The following is a 23048-nucleotide window of genomic DNA, read 5'->3' on the forward strand; positions in this document are numbered from 1 at the left end:
TAATCAATAAAGTAAGTATGGATTACAGAAAGACTAACGCTCCGTCGAATACGGTTACCCGCGACATGATGAAACTTTCGTCAGACACGGGCAATGTGTATGAAACCGTTGCAATCATTGGTAAACGTGCTAATCAGATTTCTGTTGAGATGAAACAGGATCTGGAAAAGAAACTTCAGGAATTTGCTTCCTATAATGATAACCTGGAAGAAGTTTTTGAAAACAGGGAACAGATCGAGATTTCACGTTACTATGAAAAGCTCCCGAAACCGACTTTGATCGCAGCTAAGGAGTATGAAGATGGCAAGGTGTATTATAAGAACCCTGCAAAAGAAAAGAATAACCTTTAATAAATTGAAAATTGAGAATTGAGAATTGAAAATTATCGGGTGGTCAGTCGCTCTGTATTTTTCAATTTCCAATTTTCAATTTTTAATTTTCAATTATCATGTTACAGAGAATACAGACTGTTTATTTACTTATTATAGTGGCATTGACGATTGCCATTCTGTTTTTACCGCTTGCCGTGTTGCAGTCGGGCGACCAGTTGTTTACGTTTGATGCAACAGGCATCAGCACGATGGCGGCTCAACCGGAGCTTGTTTATCCTACATGGGGGCTGTTTGCTTTGGCAATCGTAATCTCTTTGTTGGCGCTATTGACTATCTTCCTGTTTAAGAAAAGAATCCTTCAGATACGTCTATGCGTGTTTAATGCGATTTTAATGTTGGGCTTTTATGGTCTCTTTGCTTTCTTTTGCTGGAACCTGGATAATCAGAAGGAGATTTTTTCGTTGAACCTGAAGATTGCTCTTTCTTTTCCTCTGGTTAGCCTGATCCTGGATTACCTGGCTATACGCAATATCGGGGCGGATGAGGCATTGGTACGTTCTTTGGACCGCCTGAGATAATAATTTTTTGATTAAAGTATAAGAGAAGAGGATGTCTCATCACTGGGACATCCTCTTTTTTTGGCCTAAATCTGATAGCCTAAAGACTATATCTACCTCTATTTGTAATGATAAATTCTAATGTTCCTGAAACAAAACTTGTTTTGTAGAGTTAAGCCTCAGGTTTTATGGGAAAAAGCGACGTTTTTGTTTTGGGAGGAGCCTGCTGCCCATTCTTAGCTTATCTTCTTTGCAAAGGTATTAGGAAGCCTTGATCTCTATGTTTGATATCGTCTAAGATTGTTCAAGAATCATCTTTTTATTATATTTGCTACATGAAAAAGCTGCTTGTCATATTATTCAGTCTATTCTTATGTATATTTTCTACACGAGCGGAATCTCCTGATTATTATTTTAAGCAAATATCCTTGAAAGACGGCCTTTCACAGTCGACTGTCAATTGTGTGCTGAGTGACCACCAGGGCGTGATCTGGATCGGGACGAGCTTTGGCCTGAACCGTTTCGACCGCGAAAGGATCATGTCTTATTATAATGATAAGGACAATCTTTTTTCTATTCCCGGGAATGATATTATTTTCTTGACAGAAGACCTTCAGCATAATATCTGGATCGGGACCGATAGAGGACTGGCACGCTATGACCGCAGCAAAGACAGGTTTGTACGCATCACATTTGCCGGTTTGCCTTTGCATGTCCACAGTTCGGTAGTGACGGATAGCGGAGTCCTGCTTTTTGGAGCGGGAACAGCTTTCGGATATTCTTATGCCGATAACCGGATTACATTTCTACCGGTAAATGGACCGGAAAGAGTTACCTCTTCTTTTACGCACGCCTGTATGTACGACCAACAAAAGCAGATCGTGCTGCTTGCCTGCCGCCGTAACGGATTGTGGTGGTATCATCTCACTACAGGCAAGCTGGAACGGGTCCCCTTTATTCCTGCAAAAGAAATCACGAGCGTATGCCTGGCTTCTTCGGGGGATATCTGGCTGTCGGTATATGCAGACGGCGTATATGGATATACCCGTGACGGCCAGGAACGTTATCATCTGAATACGGGCAATCTGTTGAACAACGATGTCGTCCTGGATATAAAGGAAAGAGACGGCGAACTGTGGTTGGCTACTGATGGAGGGGGAATAAATATCTATGACCCGGAGAAACAAACCGTCTGTGTGATTGCACATATTCCCGGTGATAATAATTCGTTGCCGGTCAATTCATTCGGTTGCCTGTATGATGACCAGGAGAAAAATATGTGGGCAGGCAGTATCAGGGGAGGCCTGATTGGCATGAAGGAGATTTATTTTTATACGTATGGAGATGTTCCCCTGAACTCGGCTGATGGCTTGAGCTACAAGACCGTGACGAGCCTATATGAAGACCGTGACCATATATTGTGGTTTGGAACTGACGGTGACGGCATCAACCGGTTTGATCCGCAAAAAGAGGAATTCCGGCACTATCCTGCGACATTTGATAAAAAGGTGGTTTCGATTATTGAATATAATGAAGAGGAGCTATTGCTTTCGATATTCAGCCAGGGGCTGTATCGCTTTCATAAAAAGACCGGAGAACTTCGGGAATATGTGGTTGCCGATGCCGGAAAATCCCGCCGTCTGTTCCGTGTCGGACTGGCTATTCATTTGGATCGCTTGGATAAAGAGCATTTCTATATTTACTCCGATAGTGTCTATTTGTATAATCAATCGAAGGGACGATTGGAGGCAATCGGATGTAAAGAGGAAGGTATTGTGCTTTCCGCTCTTATGAAAGTACCCGGAGATCAGCCTGTCACCTATTTGCGCAGTTTATCCAATCTGTTGGTTTTGGATCACCAAGAACGTTCCATACATGTTTTTTATACTCCGCCTGACTCTATCGGGACGATTGGAGCCGCGTGCCTGGATAAAGAGGGTTGTTTCTGGCTGGGGACGTCTTCCGGCCTGTACCGGTATGATCCGGTTACAAAGTATACTTCAGCTATAGAGGGGAACCGTTTTGCCGGTACCAGTTCGTTAGGCTTTGACAAGCAAGGAAGGCTTTGGATCGGAACCCATAACGGTTTGTATGCCTATATTCCCGAAGAGAAGAAAACAGTCGTTTTCGGTGAGTCGGATGGCGTTTATGCCAATGAATATCTTTTCAAACCTCCTTTGCTGGCAGCATCGGGCGATTTGTATATGGCGGGTGTGAATGGTTTGGTCTATATACGGAATAATGTGCCTTTCCCTGAGGAAGCGGATCCCTCGATCAATTTGCTGGATGTGGAACTCAATGGGGTCTCTGTCGGTTCGGATGTGATAGGGGATGGGGACAAACTATCGGTTCCCTGGAATTATACCTCTTTGAATGCCCGGATTATCGTGAAAGAAAATGACCTGATGCGGAAGAAACTGCTCCGTTATTACATAAAAGGCAGCCTGAATGAAATGATCGAACGGTCCAGTCATACGATTTCTTTCCATGCCCTTTCTGTCGGTGAATATCATATTTGGGTGTCCTGCAATAAAAGGAATGGCGACTGGAGCACTCCGGTCCAGTTATTGTCAATTACTGTGACGCCACCCTGGTGGAAAACAACCGGGTTCCTGATTTTGCTGATCTTCTGTATTTTGGGCGGATCGGCACTGGTAGCCTGGTTGGTGGTATTGAAAAAGGAACGTAAGATGGTCTGGGCGATCAAGGAACATGAACGGAAAACGTATGAAGACCGGGTCCGCTTTCTTATCAATATCAGCCATGAACTCCGTACGCCTCTTACCCTTATATATGCACCACTGAAACGCTTGCTTGCTTCGGGAGAAGTGAAGGATGATAAGTTGTTGCATTTGCTGACCGGTATTTTCAGACAGACGCGCCGGATTAAAGACAATATCAATATGGTGTTGGATGTCCGGAAAATGGAGATCGGAGGCGAATCGTTGACTCTGACTAAGCAGCCCGTCAACGACTGGCTGCAGGAAGTATCCGGAGATTTTAAACTTGAATTCCAGGTTCGGAATATCCGGTTGGTCTATGATCTTGACGAGTCGCTGGGTGAAGTGCCTTTCGATGTCTCCAAATGTGAGATCGTTTTGTCTAATCTGTTAATGAATGCGCTGAAGTTCAGTGAACCGGACACCGTTGTCGTCTTGTCTACACGCCGGAAGCCGGATTATGTCCGTATCTCCCTCTCGGATGAAGGCATCGGGTTGGACCATTTGGAGATCGACCGCCTGTTTACCCGTTTCTATCAAGGCGAGCATGACCGGAAAGGGAGCGGGATCGGATTGTCGTATGCACGGATGCTGGTGGAAATGCACGGCGGAAATATCGGTGCCCAGGCAAATGAAAGGAAGGGGGCAACCTTCTTTTTTGAGCTGCCTTTGGAGAACACCTCCGTCCCTATCGAGGCAAAGCCCTATATGGATCGGTTGCTTCAAACATCCGATGTCGAGATACCTGAAACCGTATATCCGGTTGCCGGATATACGGTTCTGGTCGTGGAGGATGAACCGGAACTGCGTAGTTACCTGAAAGATGAATTAAGCGGATATTTTAAAAAAGTTTTTGTTGCGGAAGACGGACGGCAGGCGCTTGAAAAGATCCGGGCGAATCTTCCCGACCTGGTAGTCAGTGATGTCATGATGCCTTATATGAACGGGTTCGAATTATGCCGCCGTATAAAGAGTGATGTGGAAATCAGCCATATTCCGGTCATCCTGTTGACGGCACGTACCGATAACGAAAGTACCGTGCAGGGATATAAGTTAGGAGCCGATATGTACGTCCCGAAACCTTTCGATCTCGCTTTCCTTCTTACGGTCCTGCGCAATCAGTTGAAGAGCCGTGAAATTATCCGGAACCGTTATAAGGAAGCCGAACAGGTCGTATCGCCCAAGGCCGATACGATCAGCAATGCCGACGAGCAATTCATGCGCAAACTGAATGAACTGATCAGCAGCAACCTCACCAATCCGGACCTGGATGTACAGTTCGTTGCCTCCCGGATGGCGATGAGCCGTGCTTCGCTTTACAACAAGCTGAAACTGCTTGCCGGCATCAGCATTGGCGATTATATCAACAAGTTCAGGATGGCCGAAGCAGTCCGCCTCCTTGCCGATAAGGATATGAGCATACAGGAAGTATCGGAGAAAACCGGTTTCTCCCACCAACGTTATTTCAGTACTGTCTTTAAACAGATATATGGCGAGACGCCTTCCCAGTTCAGGCAAGAGTTATGATTAAAAAGCAGGAATCATATACGTGATCTTAGCCGATATCACCTGCGAAGACGATTTGGAGAAGTAATCCTCTTTGCGGCTGTTGAATATGTCTCCGAGGGCATAGTAGTAGCGGCCTTCCAGCAGGAAGGAACCGATACCCGTATGAAGCTCGATACCCGGTCCGCCGCATAACCCCCAGTCGAATTTCTTTTCGACGGGCATATCATGCTGCGCGTTCTCCGTGTTAGGACTCGCCCCGTTCAGGTTCTCATCCGTTTTCTCTCCGAAGGCATACCCGATTTTAGGCCCTAAGTTGACAAACACCCTGAAGCGCTTGCTACCGAAATAGATATGTGTCAAGATCGGAAGTTCGATATAATTGATCGTCCGGCTATATTTATATTGTGGTTGGTCTTCAAATTTCTCATCCCATCCATGTTGGGTGAAATTCAACTCGGCCTGCAATCCGAGGTTTTTCTCCGTTATCCACCGGAGCGAAAGGCCGCCTGTATAGCCCATCTTCATTTTCTGCTGCACCTTGGTCTGGGCAAAACTGACTTTGGAAAAAGTAGTACCGAAGGAAGCGCCGAGAGACAATTCCTGCTTGAACTTATCCTGCGCCCGGACACCGCTCAGGGCAACAAGGCTTATCATTGCTGCTGTAATAACTTTTCTGATCATCTTACTTCATTCCGGGTTACATTAAAATCACTCTGATAATGGACAATGAAGATATTTGTGTTGATGAAGCCTCCCCAGTTGTTTACGCGATGAAAATCGAAACCGGTCTGTACGCCCTGGTAATGGATTTTGTCCAGATTGTTCTCGAAGTTGGAGCCGTATTTGTTGATTGCCCCAATGAAGAACATACCCGTGTCGAATCCTAAAATGCCATATTTAGGAAATATATTGATCAAACTCTTGCTGTACCAGTTTTTATATTTTGTATAGAAGTTTGCCACCTCTCTCGACAGGTTGTCTGCATAGAAGTTGCTGTATATGTAGGTGTTCAACGCATAGAAATCTTCCAGGCACTCGCGAGTGTACGTCTGCCATTCGGGATATCCGAACAAAGTCAATCCGAATTCAGGCTTTGTTTCCGCCAGCATACGCAACGGAGATTTGATCTTGTTCAGAGCTTCCAGCGTACCCGAAGTCGGCACGATCACGTTTCGTTTATCAGCCTTGAGAAGGGCTTCGACATCGGCTGTCAGGGTTTCACCGTTGTAATTGATTTCACTGAACGGTATGTTCCGCTGCTTCATCTCGGCTTTGAATGTTTTGATAAATTCGGTTTTGTCCTTGCCGTCATTGATGTTCAGCAAGATTATGTTGTCTTCGGCAAACAGGTCGCATCCGCCTTGTGCCGCTTTGGCATACAAGTAGGAGTGAGGCGTATTTACCTGATAAACGTATGCATTCGACAGCACATCGTCGTTCTTCGACGTAAAAGGAATCACATATTTGATGTTATTCTTCTGGGCGAATTCCGCAACCGGTCCGATTTGGTCGTTTTGTACGGCTCCGATAATGAGGTTGGCATTCTTCAAGGCGTCCTCTTTCAGGATCTCTTTCAGTTTCTTCGTCCCGTTACCCGTATCATAGACCGACAGGTCGACGGAGCAGCCCGTATTTTTAAGACTGTCCACCGCCAGCAACAAACCTTCATAATATTCGATGAAACGCTGCGTCTCCGTAGAAGGAACCGCTTCGTTCGTCATAAACGGCAATAGCAGAGCCACTTTGACGCTGTTGACGTGTTCGATGCTTTTCGGTTCCGAAAGCAATGCGTTCACGTCCCTCTCCGAAAGCGTGGCGGTTGCCGGTCCGGTCGTCACATGTTCTTCGGCCTGCACGGGGATTTTAATAACCATACCCGCTTTAACCCCTTCTTTCAGTTTCGGGTTAAGCTTGAGCAACTCGTAACTGGAAATATTGAATTTCCGGCAGATCCGGTACATGGTTTCTTTTTTCTGGACGGTATATTCGATCTCTTTGGTAACGGTCTTGGCTTCTGTTACCGGCAAGTCTTCCACCTGTGTCGCCGGAATACGGATCGTCTTGCCGATCGTAAAGGTGGAAGTAGACAGGCCGGGGTTCGCTTTCACGATGGCGGTAGCCGGGACTGTGTACCGGATGGATAATGAATACAAGGTTTCTTTGGGCTGGATCGTATGGAATATATAGTTTTCTTCCTGCTTTTTAGCAGTGCCTCCAACCATGTCTCGCTGCGGAATTTTAAGGGTGGCGCCAGCCTTGATCCCTTCTTTGCTACCCGGATTCAGCCGGTAGATATCATCAGGCGCAACCCCGTACATAGTAGCGATTGCATAAACGGTTTGCCCCCTCTCTATCGTATGGAAAAATACATCGTTGTTGTCCTGCCCGTTCGTAATAACCACTTGCGACCTGTTGTTTTGTGCATAAACAGTAACACCGGCCAGGCTCAGAAAGAACGTCAATACGTATATGTTAATCTTATTCATTTGCTGATTTGGATTATTTAGGGGCAAAGATAACAACAAAAAACGAGAGTAATAAAAGATAAATTGCTAAAGTGTTTTATCCGGCATTCCCGACATCCTACTTATTGTAAAAAACGCCATTAAAACAGCCCGTAGTTCCCTTGTCAAGTGTCTTTCTTACGATTGTTCCCGGAACGGAAAAAGTAGTTTTGGGGACGTCTTGCCCATGAGTTGCGCAGAAAATTTCCATGACGACCGTCTTCATCGCCATGAAGTCAATGTTCATACATAGTGAACACGGCAGCTCACGGCAACGAAGACGGTCGTCGTGGCGATGAAGACGGTCGTCATGGAAATCCGCTACCGGAATCCCGGAAAAAAGCCTTGTTCTCCTTGCCATATTCCCGTGTCCTTGTCTTGTTTTCTCAAATATTCGATTCTCCGGGAGTTTAGCTTTTCCGGAATGCAAGGAATCGGGGAGAATCAATAGACAGATGCAACGTCGTTTGGGTGAACCAGGCAACGGATTAGTCCGTGTGTTAGTAAAAATGCCAGATCGGTAGATAAAAGACAGATCGGAACTGCAATTGTTTTCTCTTGAAATAGGAAAATGGAGGGTTATTGTAGAAAATGATATAATCACCCCGGATGTTTCGGATATCCATAAAAAAACGTATCTTTGTGTGTGAAGTGTTTTAATTAAAATCCGTAATCATGAGCAACAAGATTTATCCTATCGGCATCCAAAACTTCGAGAAGATTCGGAGAGACGGCTATTTCTATGTGGACAAGACCGCCCTCGTCTACCAACTGGCAAAAAGTGGAAGTTACTATTTCCTTAGCCGCCCGCGCCGTTTCGGGAAGAGCTTGTTGCTATCTACTTTGGAAGCCTATTTCGAGGGTAAGAAAGAATTATTTGCCGGATTAGCCATCGAGGAGTTGGAAAAAGATTGGGAACGATACCCGGTCCTGCATCTTGATCTGAATGCCCGTCAATATGAAAATATAGGATCACTCTTGGAAGAATTGAATAAATACCTTGAAATATGGGAACAGTTATATGATAGCCCATTCGGAGATCGTAAACCGGAGGAACGTTTCTACCAGGTGATTCGCCGGGCTTATGAGAAAACGGGACAACGCGTTGTGATTTTGATAGATGAATATGATAAACCATTGTTGCAGGCAATCGGAAACCCTGAATTGCAGGAAGCCTACCGCAGTTTGTTGAAAGCATTCTATGGTGTAATGAAAAGTGCGGACGGTTATATCCGTTTTGCGATGCTGACAGGTGTGACCAAGTTCAGCAAAGTGAGTGTTTTCAGTGACCTGAATAATTTGAAGGACATTTCGATGCGCAGGGAGTTTGTTGATTTATGCGGCATTACAGAGAATGAGTTGCATGAAAACTTAGAATCGGAATTGCATGAACTGAGCGACTCTCTAAATATGGATTACAACCAGGTTTGCCAAGAGATGAAACGGCGTTACGATGGTTATCACTTTGCTGCTGATACGGAGGGACTTTATAATCCTTTCAGCCTGTTGAATACTTTTGATGCGAAGCAATTTGGCAGCTATTGGTTTGCAACCGGCACCCCTTCCTATTTAGTAGAACTCCTGAAACGCACCCATTACGATTTGGATCGTATGGCGCATGAGGAGGTTGATGTTGAAATGTTTGGCGGTGCGGAATCGTTTGATTCTGATCCGCTTTCTGCTTTTTATCAGAGCGGCTATCTGACGATCAAAGGGTATGACTCCCGTTTTCGGATTTACCGGTTAGGTTTTCCTAATTTGGAAGTAGAGGAGGGTTTTGTCAAATACCTTCTTCGATCGTCAAAATCGGTGTGAATTTCTCATCCGAAACCCGTAATATCGAGAGGTGGGTGGTGGAAAGCTGATATTGTCACCAAAATGTCACCAAAAAAATAAGACGATATGAGTGGGTATTGGTAATTTTGCATTTGTAACATAACAAACGCAGTACGATGAAAAAACTCATATGCTCAATTTTTCTATTGTTGATTTTAAGCCTGGTCGCTTGCCGGCAGCATCCCCATGTTCTCCCTCTTTTGCATGAGGCAGAAACGCTCATGCCGGATCATCCGGACAGTTCGTTAATATTGCTGGAATCCGTCCCATCTCCGGAAAAACTTTCCGCGGAAGACTATGCTACGTGGTGTTTGTTGATTACACAGGCACGGGATAAAAATTATGTGGAGCATACATCGGATTCGCTGATCGATGTGGCGGTACGCTATTTTGAGAAGCGAAAGGATCCGCATCGGAAGGCGCAGGCTTATTATTGCCAGGGGCGGGTGTTGTCGGATCTGAATGCTTCGGAAGAGGCGTTAGATGCTTATCTGAAAGCAAAAGAACAGGTTGAGAAAACAATGGATTTTGATTTGAAAGCCCGTATCTGTAACCATTTGGGTTCATTATATTGGGATAATCGAAGTGACAGGAAAAGTTTGGCTTGTTATAAAGAAGCGTATCAAGTTTATGAACAGATACAACATATGGTTGGAGCTGTAAGTGCTTTGCAAAATATAGGAGCATGTATGCGTAGTTTGGGGCAATTAGACAGTGCTTTCTTTTATTTGGATAAAGCCTTAAACATAGCAGAACAAAAACATTTAATTACTCAACTGGCTTATCTGTATTCTTCTTTAGGCAATCTTTATGAAGAGCAAGGCAATTATAGAAAAGCGTTGACTTATAACCAAGAGTCATTGAAGTACCCGAGAACGGAAGATTCGTCATCATCGTGGTATTATGCGATCGGGCAACTTTATAAAAAGCTGCAAATGCCGGACTCCGCCTTGTTTTATGCTGAAAAGTCGCTTGTGAGTACCAACTTGTATGTAAAATGCAGTGCAAATCGCTTGTTGTACGATTTGTCTGTCGAGGGGCATCGCTATGAACAAGCTTGTCAGTATAACGAATCTTATTTATCACTCCGAGATTCTATAGAACATCTGTATCAACCTCAAAAATTAGCCAAAGCAGAGGCATTGTATAATAAAGAGCGGTTGGTCAACAAGCAAAATCAGCAAATACAAAAAGTTCGTGATGTCCGTAATCTTTTATTAATCTGTTTCCTGTGTGCCAGTCTTGCTTCAGTCTGCATTTATATGGTTTGGGAACGGAAAAACAGGAAGCAAAAGCTTAGGCTTGAAGAATTTCGGAAGCGATTACAAGAAACCGTCGAACAGTTGGCGAATAATCAGCAAAAAATTCAGGGAAAAGATATTTTATTGGAAGATATTCGTGGACAATTGAACAAAAATGAAAAAGAGACGAAAGAGTATAATGAGAAAATCGTAAGTTTAAAGAATGAAAATTCCGTTTTTCAGGCAGAATATCAAGATAAACTGGAAAAAAAGAAAGAAGAAAATAAAGAGCTGCGGGGACGGCTGGAAGCTGCATTAAAAGAGAAACAAACACTGGTAGAAAAGGAAAACCAGTTGCTATCTGATAGGCATGAGCAATTGGCTGCTTGGCAGAAGGAGAAAGGCAATTTGGAAAACGAAATTGGTTGTATCACGGGTAAGTATAACAGTTTACAGGAAGAATTTGGTTTGTTATCCCGAGAATTGGGAGAAAACAAGCGGAATGCAGAGCAGCTTAGTCTGGAATTGGAAGAACTGCGTGGATTGAGGGAAAAGCAGGCATTGCGTGAAAGCGAAATTGTGAAGGGACTTTCGTTAAGGTGTGAAATGTATGAAAAATGGAGAAGTGCGTTGATTGCACAGAACCCTTATTTGGTTAAGTTTGTCAGAAAATCCCATCATCACGAATTTGATTCAAAGGACTGGGAGGAATTTTTCTTAAACTTTGAAAAGGTATTTCCTGAATTTGTCGATCATTTGGACGATTTGTATCCTATGGAGCCTCGTTGGCGTCAGATATGCTGTTTGGTCAAATTGGGCATAAAGAATGGTCTAATTTCTGAAATATATGATTTGAAGCCTGATACGATTACAAGTATAAAAGCGGAGATTAAAAAAGCTCACTTTTCTGTGTTTGGCAAACAGTCTTTAGATAATATAATGAAAAGGTGGTATTGATAATCGGGTTTTTATAGTGAAAACCCCGATTGTGTATAGGGCATAACGATTTGGTGCGCTTTTATTTTGTTGATATTTATATAGATAAGAAAAACTGTTATTATTTTATCTAATCGGGTTTTTATTGTTTTGCTTCCCTTAAATTTGCTCCTGTTGAATTAAAAAAGATGTACCATGAATAATTTGAAAAAATTGATATTGATTTTTATTTATGTATTGTTGGCAACATGGACATTGCCTGACTTGACGTTTGCAAAGATAATGGATTCCCGCGAAATAGAGATACGGGCGAAAGAAAAAAAGAATGATCCTCGTAGTCTTCTTCCTGTGCGGGCTTGGGTTGACGGCCAAATGATTTATGTGTCGTTTTGGGATTTGCCAAGTACGGCAACAGTAATTATTACAAATGTAGAGAGTGGTGAAAGCATAACGAAATCTTTTTTATCTCCGGAAACGGTTTCTGTTCCAATAAATAATGAAAATGGAACTTATGAGATTCAGATTAGTTATGAAGAAAAGGTTTTTACAGGAGAATATAAATTGTAGTGAATGAAAATGGGCTTTAAGCTCTATTTTGTTAATTAAATATTATACGATCATGAGAAAGTTATCTAAAATGAATCTGAAAGCAAATGCAATTCTTTCAGATAGTGAGATGAAGAGAGTTAAGGGGGGCATTGAATGTTACAGATCAGGTAGCAATAGCTCCTTTACAACTGACAGCAGAGCAGTTGCAGCTGCTTGGATGGATGCTTGGTATTCATTAGGGCATGATGTGAGATGTTACTATTAGAGTAATTTGTAAAAAGCTTCAGATTTACCAATATGAATTTAATATAATTTCTCATTGGTGAGTTTGAAGCTAAATTGTTGTTGATTTTAGTAGTAAGGTATGAAAATATTTTTTTGTTTGTGTAGTTTATTATATTCACTTTTGGGTTTAGCTCAAAATAAACCTTTTATTGTTGATCTTAAAAATAGTAATGAAGATGCATCTTTAAACGTTTTATTTGATAAAATAGAGTATGTTTCATTGGAAACAACACCGGAATGTTTATTGAAGCCCGGAGCTTATTATTATGTGACAAATAAGTATATTGTCGCGATGAATGCTTTTTGGCAAACTTATCTATTTGATAGAAAAACCGGAAAGTTTATTCGAGGATTGGATCGTGAAGGTGGTGGTCCGGATGAATATCGTCGTTGGATTGTTTATTTAAATGGGTTGAATGAAAAACGTAATATTCTTTATGCTAATGATATTGATAAATGGAAAGGCTATGATATAGAGACTGGTGAGATGGTAGATATTATAAAGAAGCCAAGTATAAACAATGACATTGTTACAGCATTTAGTCCGTGGGCAATAAATTCAAATCAATATATTGGAAATGTTTCAGTTGAGTTTTGTGAGAAAGGATATAGGCTTGTTGTCTTTAATAAACAGGGGGTTATCTCTAAAGTGTATAAAAATGAAAACATTCTTGGAACGGATGTTTTGTCAGGTGGTGGACTCTTGATATTTTATAATTATAAGGGAAAGCTTTATTTTTCACGAATAGGTTTTAATGCTATGACTTACGAGGTTCGGGATAAGCGGATATTACCTCATATTATTTTTCGGACTGGGAATAAAGAGATTCCAGATTTACAACTTGATGGCTTTCCTTCATCTGTTGCCAGTGACCAAATTAATATATTGTGGGTTGGTGAAAGTGATCGTTTTATCTTCTTTAAATATGCTAAAGGATATTCGGAAATGACAACTTATAATTGTGCTTTTGATAAAAAAAATAAAAAAATATATATTCCTCATAGCAAAAAAGCTAATGAGTTTCATTATGGATATACAAATGACACAGATGGATTAACTTCTGTTATTTTACGTGGTATGAATGAAAATGGAGAAGTTTATGGTGTTTTGGATGTACAAGCATTAAGTGAGTATGTTAAACTAAATGGAGAGAGAGGAATGAGCGAGAGAGGTAAACGCCTTGTTTCAAATCTTATGGAAGATGATAATCCTATAGTTGTAATAGCTACCCCTAAAAAATGATATATAAAATAAACGATGATTAGTCAAGAAAAATATTTATATAAAACTATTGATCTGTTTCTAAATATACTGAATGTTAGGCATACTAATTATTTTTTAAAACATTTTATATTACAGTATCCATATGCTAACAGCTTGTATGGAATTTCAGCACTCTTATCAAGATATAATATGTATAATGAGTGTTTCGAAGTTGATAATAATGATCTTATTTCTGATTTAACTTGTCCATTTATTACATGTAATGAAAATGATTTAGTTCTTGTACTGGAATTTTTAGATCATGGAAAAATAAAAATATTTACTAAAGGTTGTTTTGAAATTGTATCTATAGAATCTTTTTGTAAAAAGTGGAATTCCATATGTTTGACAGCACAGGTATCTTCTAATTCTATTGAACCACGTTATCGTTCAAATAGAATTAAAGATTTGAAATTTAGAATATTTGTGATTTTATCTCTTCTTTTTTTAATATGTGCCTCTTTTTATTTGATAGGAAAAGGTGTAGAGCTATTTTTGCTGTTCGTAACTAATTTTTTAGGATTGTTGGCGTCTTTTTATTCAATTTTAAAAGAGGAGAATTTAGATAATAAAATAGCAAATAAAATATGTTCTTTGTTTAAAGAAAATAATTGCTTATTGATTCTTAACTCAAAATTTGCAAAACTATTTGGTCTTTTTGATTGGAGTAAAATAGGTTTGTCTTATTTTTTATTGAATATTTTTTTGCTGTTTTTTGGAAGTGATATTGTTGCGAGTATGACTTCTTTATCAATTCCTGTTACTTGTTATTCTATGTGGAGTATAGGATATCAAATATTAAAAAAAGTATGGTGTCCATTTTGTTTGATTGTAGTATTGTCTTTATGGTTATCTTTTGGGATTATTATTTATTTTCATACATATATAAATGGAATTAATGTTGGCAATTATTTGTTTATAACAGGATTGTATGTGTTTTTGTATTTTTGTGTGGATGTAGGTTTTGAAAAGTATTCAGATAATACTCTTATAAGTAGCTATAATTTATACTTAAATAAATTTAAAATGAATGATGATATTTTCAAAACATTGTTGATGAAAGAAAAAGAATATACAGATATTTTGAATGTGACTAATATTGTCCAAGGTGATATAAAAGGAAAACATTGTATTTCTATTCTGATTAATCCATATTGCCAATCTTGTATTCATATGCCGTCTATTATTGACATGATATTGCAAAAATATAAAGAAGGTGTTTTTATACAATTTATATACTACCCTTTTAATCAGCAACATGCTTTTGTGTGTAAATTTTTTATGTATTTGTATTTTGATTTAAAAATGAAAATGAGTGATATTTTGTTGAAATGGCTAAATGAAGGGATCGGAAATGAAAAAAGGTTTTTTTTAAAGTATGTATTTGATTTGAATCAAAACAAATTTAATATAGAATTAAGTAGACATATGGAATGGATTCAGGCGAATAAAATTAATCATACCCCGATGGTTGTATTAGATGGACGTGCTTTGCCGGAATATTATGGTTTAGATAATCTGCTGGATTTAGAATTGGATATGTGATGAAAAGTTTTCCTTTTTATAATCAACCGGATTTGATGGATTGTGGTCCGACTTGTTTACGTATGATCTCAATGTATTATGGAAAAAATTATTCTGTCCGATATTTACGTGAACATGCTTTCATTACTCGTGAAGGTGTTTCGATGAAAGGAATTAGTGATGCTGCCGAGTTAATAGGCTTTAGGACAATGGGAGTAAAAATTTCATTGGGACAATTACGGGATGAAGCTCCGCTACCTTGTATATTATATTGGAATCAACGTCATTTTGTTGTTTGTTATACAGTGAAAAGAGGAAAATTCTATATTGCTGATCCTGCAAATAAGAAGTTGTCTTATAATGAAGTTGAATTAAAAAAGTGTTGGTGTGACAGTATGTTAGAAGGAGAGGAAGTGGGAGCAGCTTTATTGTTAGAGCCGGGCCCTGACTTTTACGATCGCGAAGAGGAGGATATGCGGACAGGGAAAGGCTTGTCTTTTTTCTTCCGTTATCTGACACCTTACCGGCGTGAACTGTTTCAATTGGTATTGGGAATGCTGACGGCCAGCATCCTGCAACTGATCCTGCCGTTCCTGATGCAAAGCATGGTGGATACGGGTATCCGGGATAGCAATCTAACCTTTATCACCTTGATACTGATTGCTCAGTTGGTGATCTTCGTGGCTAAACTTTCTGTGGATTTTATCCGTAGTTGGATTCTGCTGCATGTCAATACCCGGATCAATATCGCGTTGATCTCCGACTTTCTTGCCAAGCTGATGCGGTTACCCTTGCATTTTTTCGATACGAAAATGGTGGGCGACATCATGCAGCGCATCGGCGACCATAACCGTATCGAGACGTTTATGACAGGTTCGTCCATCTCGACGCTTTTTTCGTTTGTCAATTTTATCGTGTTCGGCTTTGTATTGGCCTATTATGACCTGACGATATTGGGCCTGTTCTTAGTCGGCAACGGGTTGTATGTGGCATGGATATTGGCTTTTATGAAGTACCGGCGCGAATTGGACATCAAGCGGTTCGCTCAGGCTGCGGGCGAACAGAGCAACCTTTTCCAGCTGGTGACCGGCATGCAGGAGATCAAGCTGAACAACTGCGAGACGGAGAAGCGGTGGGAATGGGAACGCATCCAGGTGAAACTGTTCAAGATAAGCATCAAAGGTCTGGCCTTGGAACAATATCAACAGCTCGGATCGGTGTTTTTTAACCAAACCACCAATATCCTGATCTCCTTTTTAGCCGCCCGGGCTGTTGTTTCGGGAGAAATGACGTTAGGTATGATGATGTCGTTGACCTATATCGTGGGGCAACTGACGGCTCCGATCGAGCAGTTCATCGGCTTTGCGCGTGCGTTCCAGGATGCGAAGATCAGCTTGGAACGGCTTGGCGAGATCCATCAGAAGGAGGATGAGGAACAGACGCTTGCTTTGAAAACGAACAGGATCCCGGAAGACCGGACGCTACGGATCGGGGATGTGTGCTTCAGCTATGACGGGGCTGACCGGGACTATGTGCTGGAACATGTGAGCCTCGCGATCCCGGAACATAAAGTGACGGCTATCGTAGGGGCGAGCGGCAGCGGGAAGACGACGCTTGTCAAGTTGCTGCTTGGTTTCTATGAGCCTAACAAAGGGGAAATCCGGGTGGGGAATGTCTTGCTGAAGGATTTGAACCCGCATGTGTGGCGTGCGCATACGGGTTGCGTGATGCAGGACGGTTTCATTTTTTCGGACACGATCGCGCGTAACATTGCGGTCGGGGCGGAATCGATCGATAAGGATCGTTTGCTGCATGCCGTTACGGTGGCGAATATCCGGGAGTTTATCGACTCGTTGCCGTTGGGCTACAACACGAAGATCGGTATGGAAGGAAACGGCGTGAGCCAGGGACAACGGCAGCGTATTTTGATTGCCCGTGCGGTGTACAAGAATCCGGAGTTTATCTTCTTGGACGAAGCGACGAATGCCTTGGATGCCAATAACGAGAAAGAGATCATGGAGCACCTGCACCAGTTTTACCGGGGCCGCACGGTGGTCGTGGTGGCGCACCGGTTGAGTACGGTACGGGATGCGGACAACATCGTTGTCTTGGACAAAGGCCGCGTAACCGAAGAGGGAACGCATGAGGAACTGACGGCGAAACGCGGGATATATTACAAATTAGTCAAGAACCAATTGGAATTAGGCAATTGAAAGAAGGTAAAGACATAGAGCTGCGCAGTGAAGCGGTGCAGGAAGTGATGGGGCATGTGCCGGCCTGGATCGTGAGGTGGGGGATCACGGTGTTGGCTCTTGTGGTGCTTGCGCTTGTCGTGGGGAGTTTTTTCTTCCGTTATCCGGATGTGATCGAGGCGGAGATGAGGTTGACAAGCCGGAACCCGGTGACGGAGGTCGTGGCGCGCACTTCGGGGAAGGTGAGTAGCCTGTATGTTGTCGACGGCCAGGAGGTGAAAGAGGGTTTGCCGCTGGCGGTGGTGGAGAACACGGCGGTGACGGAAGATGTGCTGCGGTTGAAGAAGCTGTTGGTGCGTTATGCCGGGGAGCCGGAGCGGCTGAGTTATTACTTGTTGCAGGATGTATGGCAGTTGGGGGATATCCAGTCTGCTTATACGATTTTGGCGTCGAAAGATCCGGCGTCACGGGATTACCGGGCTGCGTTGGGGCAGTTGTTGGCGGCGGTACGGCGTTGGGAAATGGATTATTGCATAGAGGCTTCGGCTTCGGGACGGGTGCAGCTGCTGCGGCAAGGATATCCGAACCTGTATGTGCAGGGTGGCGACCTGTTTGCGCGGATCGTGCCGGAGGAACCCGGCGAATGGATCGGCCTGGCGTCGATGCCGGTCGCGAGTTCGGGAAAGGTGCGGAAGGGGCAGCGTGTGATCGTGCGGTTCAGTAATTTTCCGGACCAGGAGTTCGGGATCGTGGAGGGTCGTGTGTTGTCTGTCTCGATGGTTCCGCTGGAAGACAATTACAGGGTGGAGATTGTTTTCCCCGGCGGACTGACCACCAATTACGGAATCTGTCTTCCTGTAGCCCAGGAAATGAAAGCCACGGCTGGAATCGTAACAGAAGATATTCGTTTGATAGAGCGATTCTTCCAGCCACTGAAAAAGATCTTGCGGGAAGGTATGTAAGTGGCTTTCCGGGCGTGAGGGATCAATTTTCCCCCTCCCGGAAGTTATTTATGAAAGAACAATTGATTGCGCTGTTTGGTGGCGCAAAGCCTACCGTTCGTCTGTATCATGAGTTATTGAAGTGTATGCCTCTTGAAGAAAGAGGCATTTTTTTTGACCGGACGTTCGGGCTTGCCCTGTCGGGTTGGACGGATCTGGCAACGCCTTACCGGTTGTTTTTGGTGCGCCTGATCAAGGCGAACCGCCAGCGTTTTGTGGATTATGTCCGGAAACAGACGGTGCTCGGTGAGTTTCTGCATGGGATGGACGAGTTAAATCTATTCCTGAAGGTACTTAATTTATTGGTGGATCCGTATAAAAATCATAAATCTTCGTATACGGAAATTTCTTTTTCTCTTTTGCTGGCTTTTGATATGGATGTGTCCGTCAAGTATTTGGCCGACAAAATCCGGTATGCCCGGATGGATTCGTTCGATTTTGCCGACCTGATGGAGAAAAGCAGTGAGATGGAATAGTTGAAAGGTGAAAGTTGAAAGGTGAAAGGTGAAATACCGCTTGTCGCACCTTTCACCTTTCACCTTTCACCTGCCTTGTCTCACTGCTTTTTTAACGGTTTGCGGGTACTCTATCTTTGCAGTGTGATCAAAAACAAATTATTAATCATTTAAAAATTAAAGATTATGGCATTGAAGTACAAATTGGTTCAGAAAAGAAATTTAGGTAAGGATCAGGCAGAAACTCCTGAAAAGGTGTATGCACAGATGGTCAGTGGTGACTTGGTGACGTTTGAAGAACTTATCGAAGAAGTGGGTGACAGTACTGTTGCCGGGAGTGCCGGTGTAAAGGCTGTATTGGATCGTCTGAATGTGGTTTTGGGGCGTCATTTGCGTAATGGGCGTCGCGTGAATGTGGGCGAATTGGGAACTTTTCGTCTGAACTTCGGATCGCAGGGTGTAGTTGGTTCCGGTGATTTTAATACGGGGCTTATCCGTGAACCTCGTGTGCGTTTCCTGCCGGGTAAGGCGTTACGTACCATGAAAAGCCGTACAAGTTTCGAACGAATCATGCCGGAAACGGCCGGGTCGGCTTCAGGCGGGGGGAGAGGAAGAAAGACCGGGAGAACTCTGAAATTTATGATTTATGATTTATGCGTTGGTAGTAATGTATAAATCATAAATCTCAAATCATAAATTATGAAGAGGTTGACGGTTCAGTTGACGATGGCAATCCTGCTCACAATGAGCGGGATTGTTTTGCTCTTCTGCGGATTTTGGATCGATCCGCAGGGGAAGGTGGATAACAGCGTGTTGGTGGCTTTCGGGGAGATCAGCACGTTTGCGGGGGCACTGTTCGGGGTGGATTACTCTTATAAATTGAGAATTAAAAATTGAAAAATAAAAAATGAAGATTGAGATGAAAAAGGGAGAGAGGTTGAGTGAGCATTTCAGGTTGGAAGAGATGTGTTATAGCAGGACCGGGATGGAAAAAGGGATTGATAATACACCGGGAAGGGAGGCGCTTGCGGCGTTGAAGTATTTGGTTACGGGGTTATTGGAGCCGCTGCGGAAGTTGTATGGCAAGCCGGTTGTGGTGACAAGCGGGTTTCGTAGCGAGGAGGTTAACCGGTTGGTGGGAGGTGTACCCGGTAGCCAGCATACGAGGGGGGAGGCTGCCGATTGCTACGTGCCGGACACAGCGGAATTGTTAGCTGTTTTACGGCAGTCGGGGCTTGAATTCGACCAGGCGATTCATTACCGGAAGCGTAATTTCCTGCATTTGTCGCTAAAGAAAACCGGTAAAAACCGGATGCAGGTGCTTTTACGTCTCTTTGCGCTGGTTTTCCTGTTGTCGGGATGCGGCCTGAGCCGGCAGAACCATCGACAGGAGTCGGCTGTCCGTCTGGATAGCATCCGTTCTTCAAACGCGGAGACGGAGGTGCTGAAAAAAGATATCCGCCTGATCGATACGGTTGCCTGGAATTTGCAACGGATTGTTTATTTCGCTCCCGACAGTGCCGGTAAGCAATATCCGAAATCCGTTACAACGTTGCAAATGGATCGCAGCAGGCAGTTAACCGATACCGGAAAAATTGTGGCATACCGGCAAACGGACTATGCCGGTCGGCATACGGCGGAAACATTTAGCCGGGCGGAGGCCTGCCGGACAAGCCGTTCACCGGGTTATTTGTTCTGTGGCGTTGCTCTTTTATTAGCCTTGAGTTTCTTTCTTTATAAAAGATTGAAGTCCGGATAATACAATAAAAAGCTATATATCTCCGTATAAATCCGTATAAAATAGTAATTTTGTAAGCTAATTAGGTTATGTATATGCTAAGAATTAAAATTAGGAAACTGGGTGGATTGATTTGTTTCTTGTTTGTGGTGTTGGCCATTCAGGCACAGCAATATACGGTGACAGGAGGAAGCGGGACCCCTTATTTGCTGGAAAATCAAGGGAATCGTATATGGGTTTATCTGGTGTATGGAATGGATAATGTGGAGGTTAGCTATACATCTTCGTCCCCCAGTCATCAGTGGTATCGGTATAAGCAAAAAGCATTGGACCGGGAGCCTGTTCCGTGTGAACAGAATGGATCGACATCTGTTATCAGAAATATAGAGGAAGGAACCGGTTATTATGTAGAGGATCCGGCTTCCGGTTTAAACGGTTGGTACGTGTGGATTATCGATTATAGTAAATATGCTTTTAATGTCGAAAGTATTACAGTCAAAGGGGATTGTAACGGTTTCTGGCTGGAAGGTTCTCCGGCTATCCCGGTCATGTATTATTACACTCCTTCGGGAAGCCGGATGACGGTGAAGCGGGAGTTCGAAGTTTCTTATCAGACATTAGAGTGGTCTGAGGACAATAAATTATTCTCTCCTAAAAATGTGCAAAGAACATTGTCGGAAGGACCTTATTCGGCTCTGATTAATAATAATGAAGCACCTTTGCCATTATGCGATACGGAAGTCACGCTTTCCGGTGATCAATTTGCAAAACATTTCGGAGTGGAGAAATCGATCACTTCGGATACTTATCAGGCGATAGCGGTCGAGCTGCACGTAGATACGACTTTCATAATGGATAATGCAGAGAATATGACAGCGGGAGAGGGGGAATATCTTTCCGCTCCGGCAACGGTCACTTTCAGAGCATATGCAAATGATCCGGTAGTAGCCCTTTATAGTTGGAAAATATATAGAAGCGATGTGGAGAACGGAGCTGCGAACCCATTGCTGGAGGACAGGAGCGATGAGACCGATTTTACTTTTACGGAGAAAGGGGAATATACGGCGGTAGCGACTGTCAGTAATGCGACAGGCGAATGTGAAGCGGTTTCCAACTCGATTGAAATCAAGATAGCAGAATCCGATCTGCAAATTCCGAACGCATTCTCGCCCGGAACTACACCCGGTATCAACGATGAGTTTCGCGTCGCCTACAAGTCGCTCGTGACCTTCAAGTGCTGGATATTCAACCGGTGGGGTGTGCAGATGTATCATTCTACCAATCCGGCTGAAGGCTGGGATGGAAAAAAAGGAGGAAAGTATGTCGCTCCCGGTGTCTATTTTTATGTGATAGAGGCAGTGGGATCGGATGGTATTAAATATAATAAAAAAGGTTCTATAAATATTCTTAGACCTAAGAAGATTGATGATGAAATTATTGAGCAATAATAGTATAGCAGGTTTTGTGGTGGGAAGTGCTGTCTGTTTGACAGCCTGTCTCTCCATCGGTTCGAATGATTCGGAAAAAGTGAAGGACCAGCGTCCGGTCGTTTCTTCGGTGACCATGTCGCCGGATATTCCTTCTTCCGCCTCTTTTTGCGGAAAGGATATCGATTTGACACGTTATAATATGCATGAAGGTTTTGACCGGGAATTGAGTAGTTTCACCTATTTCCATTCAACTACCATGTTGCTGGTTAAGCGGGCAAACCGCTATTTCCCGATAATCGAACCGATCCTGAAAGCCAATGGGATTCCGGACGATTTCAAGTACCTGGCGGTGATCGAGAGCCATCTCGATCCGCGTGTCTCGTCACCGGCAAGGGCGGTAGGGACCTGGCAATTGCTGGAAGGTACGGCCAGACAGTACGGGCTGACGATAACGCCTACTGTCGACGAACGTTGCGACGTGGCGAAAGCAACCGAAGCGGCTTGCCGTTATCTGAAAGCGGCTTATGAGAAATATGGAGACTGGGCGATGGTAGCCGCTTCCTATAATGCCGGTATGGGGCGTATATCCGGAGAACTTGTCAAGCAGGAGGCCGATAGTTCGTTCGATCTTTGGCTGGTGGAAGAGACTACACGCTACGTTTATCGTATCATGGCTATCAAGCAGATCTTCGAAGCTCCCTATAAATATGGGTTCGTCTTGAGGGCGCAGGATTTGTATAAACCGATCGCATGCGAGAATATTGCTGTCTCGGCTGATATTCAGGAACTGTCCGACTTTGCCAAAAAGCATGGTGTCACGTATGCCGACCTGAAACGTTTCAATCCCTGGTTGCGCGATCGTAAATTGCTGACGGCGGGAAAAACATATACTATCCAGATACCGAAAGAATCCGATATGTATTATAAAACGCCTAACACCTATGTGCATAATCCGGCCTGGGTGGTGAAATAAGT

The 23048-nt window shown here is 43.2% G+C and carries 19 protein-coding genes and 1 pseudogene; 17 read left to right on the forward strand and 3 right to left on the reverse strand.

Annotation, left to right across the window (positions count from 1 at the left end):
- Positions 1-17: 17 nt before the first annotated feature.
- The 3 genes from ACPYIV_RS04110 to ACPYIV_RS04120 all read left to right on the forward strand — a co-directional run bounded on the left by ACPYIV_RS04110 (position 18) and on the right by ACPYIV_RS04120 (position 5136).
- Positions 18-350 (forward strand): DNA-directed RNA polymerase subunit omega, encoded by a 333-nt coding sequence (locus ACPYIV_RS04110; RefSeq protein ID WP_005643800.1) that lies wholly within the window; start codon positions 18-20, stop codon positions 348-350.
- A gap of 98 nt (positions 351-448) precedes the next feature.
- Entirely contained in the window at positions 449-910 is a 462-nt protein-coding gene (locus tag ACPYIV_RS04115; protein ID WP_293733435.1) for a DUF4293 domain-containing protein, read from the forward strand.
- A 314-nt stretch (positions 911-1224) separates the two neighbouring features.
- Positions 1225-5136: a hybrid sensor histidine kinase/response regulator transcription factor gene (locus tag ACPYIV_RS04120; RefSeq protein ID WP_425885679.1), complete on the forward strand. Its 3912-nt coding sequence runs from the start codon at positions 1225-1227 to the stop codon at positions 5134-5136.
- On the opposite strand, the gene ACPYIV_RS04125 is transcribed toward ACPYIV_RS04120, so the two are convergent.
- From ACPYIV_RS04125 to ACPYIV_RS04135, 3 genes are all read right to left on the reverse strand, one after another.
- Positions 5137-5799 carry a porin family protein gene (locus ACPYIV_RS04125; protein ID WP_293740450.1) on the reverse strand — a complete coding sequence of 221 codons (663 nt, stop codon included), beginning with the start codon at positions 5797-5799 and terminating at the stop codon, positions 5137-5139. It lies immediately after the preceding gene.
- Complete coding sequence (locus tag ACPYIV_RS04130) at positions 5796-7604, reverse strand: PBP1 and LysM peptidoglycan-binding domain-containing protein (protein ID WP_293733432.1); 1809 nt, start codon at positions 7602-7604, stop codon at positions 5796-5798. Before ACPYIV_RS04130 ends, ACPYIV_RS04125 begins: the two co-directional genes overlap by 4 nt.
- A gap of 97 nt (positions 7605-7701) precedes the next feature.
- Positions 7702-7983: a hypothetical protein gene (locus ACPYIV_RS04135; protein WP_293733431.1), complete on the reverse strand. Its 282-nt coding sequence runs from the start codon at positions 7981-7983 to the stop codon at positions 7702-7704.
- A gap of 314 nt (positions 7984-8297) precedes the next feature.
- On the opposite strand from ACPYIV_RS04135, the pseudogene ACPYIV_RS04140 reads away from it, so the two are divergent.
- The 14 genes and pseudogenes from ACPYIV_RS04140 to ACPYIV_RS04205 all read left to right on the forward strand — a co-directional run.
- Positions 8298-9416, forward strand: a pseudogene (locus tag ACPYIV_RS04140) (AAA family ATPase); the annotation flags it as partial.
- A 158-nt stretch (positions 9417-9574) separates the two neighbouring features.
- Positions 9575-11656, forward strand: coding sequence for a tetratricopeptide repeat protein (locus ACPYIV_RS04145; protein ID WP_425885682.1), 2082 nt, complete (start codon positions 9575-9577; stop codon positions 11654-11656).
- Between the two features lie 174 nt (positions 11657-11830).
- Positions 11831-12202: a DUF3244 domain-containing protein gene (locus ACPYIV_RS04150; RefSeq protein ID WP_300762033.1), complete on the forward strand. Its 372-nt coding sequence runs from the start codon at positions 11831-11833 to the stop codon at positions 12200-12202.
- A 52-nt stretch (positions 12203-12254) separates the two neighbouring features.
- Positions 12255-12449 (forward strand): TIGR04149 family rSAM-modified RiPP, encoded by a 195-nt coding sequence (locus tag ACPYIV_RS04155; protein ID WP_301705615.1) that lies wholly within the window; start codon positions 12255-12257, stop codon positions 12447-12449.
- Positions 12450-12548: 99 nt separating this feature from the next.
- Positions 12549-13712, forward strand: coding sequence for a 6-bladed beta-propeller (locus tag ACPYIV_RS04160; protein WP_300762032.1), 1164 nt, complete (start codon positions 12549-12551; stop codon positions 13710-13712).
- A gap of 15 nt (positions 13713-13727) precedes the next feature.
- Positions 13728-15278, forward strand: a complete 1551-nt coding sequence (locus tag ACPYIV_RS04165) for a vitamin K epoxide reductase family protein (RefSeq protein WP_300762030.1) — start codon at positions 13728-13730, stop codon at positions 15276-15278.
- Positions 15278-17470 carry a peptidase domain-containing ABC transporter gene (locus ACPYIV_RS04170; protein WP_425885685.1) on the forward strand — a complete coding sequence of 731 codons (2193 nt, stop codon included), beginning with the start codon at positions 15278-15280 and terminating at the stop codon, positions 17468-17470. Before ACPYIV_RS04165 ends, ACPYIV_RS04170 begins: the two co-directional genes overlap by 1 nt.
- The gene (locus tag ACPYIV_RS04175) at positions 17467-18411 is read left to right on the forward strand and encodes an HlyD family efflux transporter periplasmic adaptor subunit (RefSeq protein WP_425885687.1); all 945 of its coding nucleotides are present in this window, start codon (positions 17467-17469) and stop codon (positions 18409-18411) included. The genes ACPYIV_RS04170 and ACPYIV_RS04175 overlap by 4 nt, the downstream gene beginning before the upstream one ends.
- 50 nt (positions 18412-18461) lie before the next feature.
- Positions 18462-18926 (forward strand): hypothetical protein, encoded by a 465-nt coding sequence (locus tag ACPYIV_RS04180; RefSeq protein WP_293732533.1) that lies wholly within the window; start codon positions 18462-18464, stop codon positions 18924-18926.
- A gap of 165 nt (positions 18927-19091) precedes the next feature.
- Positions 19092-19580: an HU family DNA-binding protein gene (locus ACPYIV_RS04185; protein WP_425885689.1), complete on the forward strand. Its 489-nt coding sequence runs from the start codon at positions 19092-19094 to the stop codon at positions 19578-19580.
- A 24-nt stretch (positions 19581-19604) separates the two neighbouring features.
- The gene (locus ACPYIV_RS04190; RefSeq protein WP_005647236.1) at positions 19605-19802 is read left to right on the forward strand and encodes a hypothetical protein; all 198 of its coding nucleotides are present in this window, start codon (positions 19605-19607) and stop codon (positions 19800-19802) included.
- A gap of 22 nt (positions 19803-19824) precedes the next feature.
- Complete coding sequence (locus ACPYIV_RS04195) at positions 19825-20664, forward strand: D-Ala-D-Ala carboxypeptidase family metallohydrolase (protein WP_425885691.1); 840 nt, start codon at positions 19825-19827, stop codon at positions 20662-20664.
- Positions 20665-20732: 68 nt separating this feature from the next.
- On the forward strand, positions 20733-22091 hold the full coding sequence (locus tag ACPYIV_RS04200; protein WP_425885693.1) for a gliding motility-associated C-terminal domain-containing protein: 1359 nt from the start codon (positions 20733-20735) through the stop codon (positions 22089-22091).
- Entirely contained in the window at positions 22069-23046 is a 978-nt protein-coding gene (locus tag ACPYIV_RS04205) for a lytic transglycosylase domain-containing protein (RefSeq protein WP_293732537.1), read from the forward strand. Before ACPYIV_RS04200 ends, ACPYIV_RS04205 begins: the two co-directional genes overlap by 23 nt.
- Positions 23047-23048: the final 2 nt, after the last annotated feature.

Source organism: Parabacteroides vesiculifaciens, from assembly GCF_049860805.1.
GTDB lineage: Bacteria > Bacteroidota > Bacteroidia > Bacteroidales > Tannerellaceae > Parabacteroides.